Raw genomic sequence first — 5,491 nt, forward strand, 5'->3', positions numbered from 1 at the left:
AAGAAGTCCGGCGGTGTCCTACTCTCCCACAGGGTCCCCCCTGCAGTACCATCGGCGCTGTGAGGCTTAGCTTCCGGGTTCGGAATGTGACCGGGCGTTTCCCTCACGCTATGGCCGCCGAAACACTATTGATGTTTCAAAAACCTCGCAATGAACGATATTCATTGAAGGTGGTTTTCGACCGTACATCGAGAACCACAAAGTGGACGCGGAGCATCAAATCCTGAACGATTTGAAGTGTTATCAAGTCATCGGCTTATTAGTACCAGTCAGCTGCATGCGTTACCGCACTTCCACATCTGGCCTATCAACCCAGTAGTCTGGCTGGGAGCCTCTCACCCGAAGGTATGGAAGTCTCATCTTGAGGCCGGCTTCCCGCTTAGATGCTTTCAGCGGTTATCCATCCCGAACGTAGCTAATCAGCGGTGCTCCTGGCGGAACAACTGACACACCAGAGGTTCGTCCAACCCGGTCCTCTCGTACTAGGGTCAGATCCTCTCAAACTTCCTACGCGCGCAGCGGATAGGGACCGAACTGTCTCACGACGTTCTAAACCCAGCTCGCGTACCGCTTTAATGGGCGAACAGCCCAACCCTTGGGACCTACTCCAGCCCCAGGATGCGACGAGCCGACATCGAGGTGCCAAACCATGCCGTCGATATGGACTCTTGGGCAAGATCAGCCTGTTATCCCCGAGGTACCTTTTATCCGTTGAGCGACAGCGCTTCCACAAGCCACTGCCGGATCACTAGTCCCGACTTTCGTCCCTGCTCGACCTGTCAGTCTCACAGTCAAGCTCCCTTGTGCACTTACACTCGACACCTGATTGCCAACCAGGTTGAGGGAACCTTTGGGCGCCTCCGTTACTTTTTGGGAGGCAACCGCCCCAGTTAAACTACCCACCAGGCACTGTCCCTGAACCGGATTACGGTCCGAAGTTAGATATCCAGAGTGACCAGAGTGGTATTTCAACAATGACTCCACGAATACTGGCGTATCCGCTTCACCGTCTCCCACCTATCCTACACAAGCCACACCGAACACCAATACCAAGCTGTAGTAAAGGTCACGGGGTCTTTCCGTCCTGCTGCGCGTAACGAGCATCTTTACTCGTAATGCAATTTCGCCGAGTTCGCGGTTGAGACAGTTGGGAAGTCGTTACGCCATTCGTGCAGGTCGGAACTTACCCGACAAGGAATTTCGCTACCTTAGGATGGTTATAGTTACCACCGCCGTTTACTGGGGCTTAAATTCTCAGCTTCGCCTTACGGCTAACCGGTCCTCTTAACCTTCCAGCACCGGGCAGGCGTCAGTCCGTATACATCGTCTTGCGACTTAGCACGGACCTGTGTTTTTAATAAACAGTCGCTACCCACTAGTCTCTGCGGCCTCCAAACGCTTTCGGAGCAAGTCCTAATACGCCGAAGGCCCCCCTTCTCCCGAAGTTACGGGGGCATTTTGCCGAGTTCCTTAACCACGATTCTCTCGATCTCCTCGGTATTCTCTACCTGACCACCTGAGTCGGTTTGGGGTACGGGCGGCTAGAACCTCGCGTCGATGCTTTTCTTGGCAGCATAGGATCATCCACTTTCTATCCGCATCGTGTCTCAGCCTGTACGAGTCACGGATTTGCCTATGACTCGGCCTACGCACTTGCACCAGGACAACCATCGCCTGGCATGGACTACCTTCCTGCGTCACACCTGTTAATACGCTAGCCGCACCAGAATGGGGTCGTACGCTAGGCCCCACGCCATCACCCGAAGGATCCGGTCATGAGGATTCAGATACTTAGCACTACTGGATTGACTGGGGCGGTTCTTCGCCGGTACGGGAATATCAACCCGTTGTCCATCGACTACGCCTGTCGGCCTCGCCTTAGGTCCCGACTTACCCAGGGAAGATTAGCTTGACCCTGGAACCCTTGGTCTTTCGGAGGACGTGTTTCTCACACGTCATTCGCTACTCATGCCTGCATTCTCACTCGTGTAGCCTCCACGGCTGGGTCACCCCGCCGCTTCGCTGGCCACACGACGCTCTCCTACCCATCAATACGGCTGGACCACGAAGGCCTACCAAAAATATCAATGCCACAACTTCGGTGGCGTGCTTGAGCCCCGTTACATTGTCGGCGCGGAATCACTTGACCAGTGAGCTATTACGCACTCTTTCAAGGGTGGCTGCTTCTAAGCCAACCTCCTGGTTGTCAAAGCAACTCCACATCCTTTCCCACTTAGCACGCGCTTAGGGACCTTAGATGGTGGTCTGGGTTGTTTCCCTCTCGACTATGAAGCTTATCCCCCACAGTCTCACTGCTGCGCTCTCACTTACCGGCATTCGGAGTTTGGCTGACGTCAGTAACCTTGTAGGGCCCATCGGCCATCCAGTAGCTCTACCTCCGGCAAGAAACACGCAACGCTGCACCTAAATGCATTTCGGAGAGAACCAGCTATCACGAAGTTTGATTGGCCTTTCACCCCTATCCACAGCTCATCCCCTCAGTTTTCAACCTAAGTGGGTTCGGCCCTCCACGACGTCTTACCGTCGCTTCAGCCTGGCCATGGATAGATCACTTCGCTTCGGGTCTAGGACATGCGACTGAATCGCCCTATTCAGACTCGCTTTCGCTACGGCTACCCCACACGGGTTAACCTCGCCACATATCACTAACTCGCAGGCTCATTCTTCAAAAGGCACGCTGTCACCCCTACCAAGGAGGCTCCAACGGTTTGTAAGCAAACGGTTTCAGGTACTATTTCACTCCCCTCCCGGGGTACTTTTCACCTTTCCCTCACGGTACTTGTCCGCTATCGGTCATCTGGGAGTATTTAGGCTTATCAGGTGGTCCTGACAGATTCACACGGGATTTCACGGGCCCCGTGCTACTTGGGATACTCTTCACGCCAGAACACGCGTTTCGACTACGGGGCTGGCACCCACTACGGCCCGCCTTTCAAGACGGTTCGTCTACACGCTTCTGTAACGCCGGTCATTCGGCAGAACAACCAGAAAAGTCCCACAACCCCGAACATGCAACTCCTGCCGGATATCACACACACTCGGTTTAGCCTCATCCGCTTTCGCTCGCCACTACTCACGGAATCACATGTTGTTTTCTCTTCCTGTGGGTACTGAGATGTTTCACTTCCCCACGTTCCCTCTACCCGCCCTATATATTCAGACGGGAGTCACCAGGTCGGCACGCCGCCTGGCGGGGTTTCCCCATTCGGACACCCTCGGATCAAAACTTGCTTATCAGTTCCCCGAGGCTTATCGCAGATTGCTACGTCCTTCTTCGGCTCCAGATGCCAAGGCATCCACCGTTTGCTCTTAAAGACTTGAAATCACATGAGTTCGAATCGTCAAAAATTGACTAATGATCTTTAAGATCATCTTTCACAACACAACCCGAAGGTCATGCTGAAGATGCTCGCGTCCACTGTGTAGTTCTCAAAGTACGGGCGGTACCCCTCATCCCCTCCCACCAGGGGAGACGACAAAAGGCCCAGAGAAACGGCCACGAATCCGAAGACCCGCATCCGGTCCCTCAGGACCCAACAGCGTGCAGCCACCACATCCCGCCCGAACCACGCTCCCACCCCCGAAGAGGCGTACTAGCAATCCGAACCATCCGCGATGGCATGTCAAATGTTCCACCCATGAGCTCCGGTCACACACATCCGGTGTGAATCCGGCTCTGTCAGAACCGAAGTCCTGCAGTGCTCCTTAGAAAGGAGGTGATCCAGCCGCACCTTCCGGTACGGCTACCTTGTTACGACTTAGTCCTAATTACCGATCCCACCTTCGACGGCTCCCTCCAAAAAGGTTAGGCCACCGGCTTCAGGTGTTACCGACTTTCATGACTTGACGGGCGGTGTGTACAAGACCCGGGAACGTATTCACCGCAGCGTTGCTGATCTGCGATTACTAGCGACTCCGACTTCATGAGGTCGAGTTGCAGACCTCAATCCGAACTGGGACCGGCTTTTTGGGATTCGCTCCACCTTACGGTATCGCAGCCCTTTGTACCGGCCATTGTAGCATGCGTGAAGCCCAAGACATAAGGGGCATGATGATTTGACGTCATCCCCACCTTCCTCCGAGTTGACCCCGGCAGTATCCCATGAGTTCCCACCATTACGTGCTGGCAACATAGAACGAGGGTTGCGCTCGTTGCGGGACTTAACCCAACATCTCACGACACGAGCTGACGACAACCATGCACCACCTGTTCACGAGTGTCCAAAGAGTTGACCATTTCTGGCCCGTTCTCGTGTATGTCAAGCCTTGGTAAGGTTCTTCGCGTTGCATCGAATTAATCCGCATGCTCCGCCGCTTGTGCGGGTCCCCGTCAATTCCTTTGAGTTTTAGCCTTGCGGCCGTACTCCCCAGGCGGGGAACTTAATGCGTTAGCTGCGTCACGGAATCCGTGGAAAGGACCCCACAACTAGTTCCCAACGTTTACGGGGTGGACTACCAGGGTATCTAAGCCTGTTTGCTCCCCACCCTTTCGCTCCTCAGCGTCAGTTACGGCCCAGAGATCTGCCTTCGCCATCGGTGTTCCTCCTGATATCTGCGCATTCCACCGCTACACCAGGAATTCCAATCTCCCCTACCGCACTCTAGTCTGCCCGTACCCACTGCAGACCCGAGGTTGAGCCTCGGGATTTCACAGCAGACGCGACAGACCGCCTACGAGCTCTTTACGCCCAATAATTCCGGATAACGCTTGCGCCCTACGTATTACCGCGGCTGCTGGCACGTAGTTAGCCGGCGCTTTTTCTGCAGGTACCGTCACTCACGCTTCTTCCCTGCTAAAAGAGGTTTACAACCCGAAGGCCGTCATCCCTCACGCGGCGTTGCTGCATCAGGCTTCCGCCCATTGTGCAATATTCCCCACTGCTGCCTCCCGTAGGAGTCTGGGCCGTGTCTCAGTCCCAGTGTGGCCGGTCACCCTCTCAGGCCGGCTACCCGTCGACGCCTTGGTGAGCCATTACCTCACCAACAAGCTGATAGGCCGCGAGCCCATCCCCCACCAAAAAATCTTTCCAACAAGTAACCATGCGATTCTTGTTCATATCCAGTATTAGACGCCGTTTCCAGCGCTTATCCCAGAGTGAGGGGCAGGTTGCTCACGTGTTACTCACCCGTTCGCCACTAATCCACCCCACAAGTGAGGCTTCATCGTTCGACTTGCATGTGTTAAGCACGCCGCCAGCGTTCATCCTGAGCCAGGATCAAACTCTCCGTAAAAAAACAAATGCAACCCACACCGGGAAAACGGCATGAATCACGAGCTTGAAACTGACCAAAAGAATGAATATCAAACTGACATCCATATAAATTGATCCAAAGGAATCTCACCCAACCAAAAAGGCTGAGACGAGGTTATTTGGCATTTGACAAGTGCACGCTGTTGAGTTCTCAAGGATCGGACGCACCCACGACCCAGCCATCACAACCAGGCCCGCAAGGCAACTTCTCAATCTTA

3 rRNA genes are annotated in these 5,491 nt (G+C 54.4%); all 3 read right to left on the reverse strand.

The features are described from left to right. Positions 1-5 precede the first annotated feature (5 nt). The 3 genes from rrf to ACYVGQ_RS18690 all read right to left on the reverse strand — a co-directional run bounded on the left by rrf (position 6) and on the right by ACYVGQ_RS18690 (position 5,253). Positions 6-122 (reverse strand): 5S ribosomal RNA (rrf, locus tag ACYVGQ_RS18680). Between the two features lie 117 nt (positions 123-239). Next, positions 240-3,344 (reverse strand): 23S ribosomal RNA (locus ACYVGQ_RS18685). Positions 3,345-3,730: 386 nt separating this feature from the next. Continuing rightward, positions 3,731-5,253, reverse strand: a 16S ribosomal RNA gene (locus ACYVGQ_RS18690). Together the 16S, 23S and 5S rRNA genes form the textbook arrangement of a ribosomal RNA operon. Between the last annotated feature and the right edge of the window lie 238 nt (positions 5,254-5,491).

Source organism: Microbacterium tumbae, from assembly GCF_054780175.1.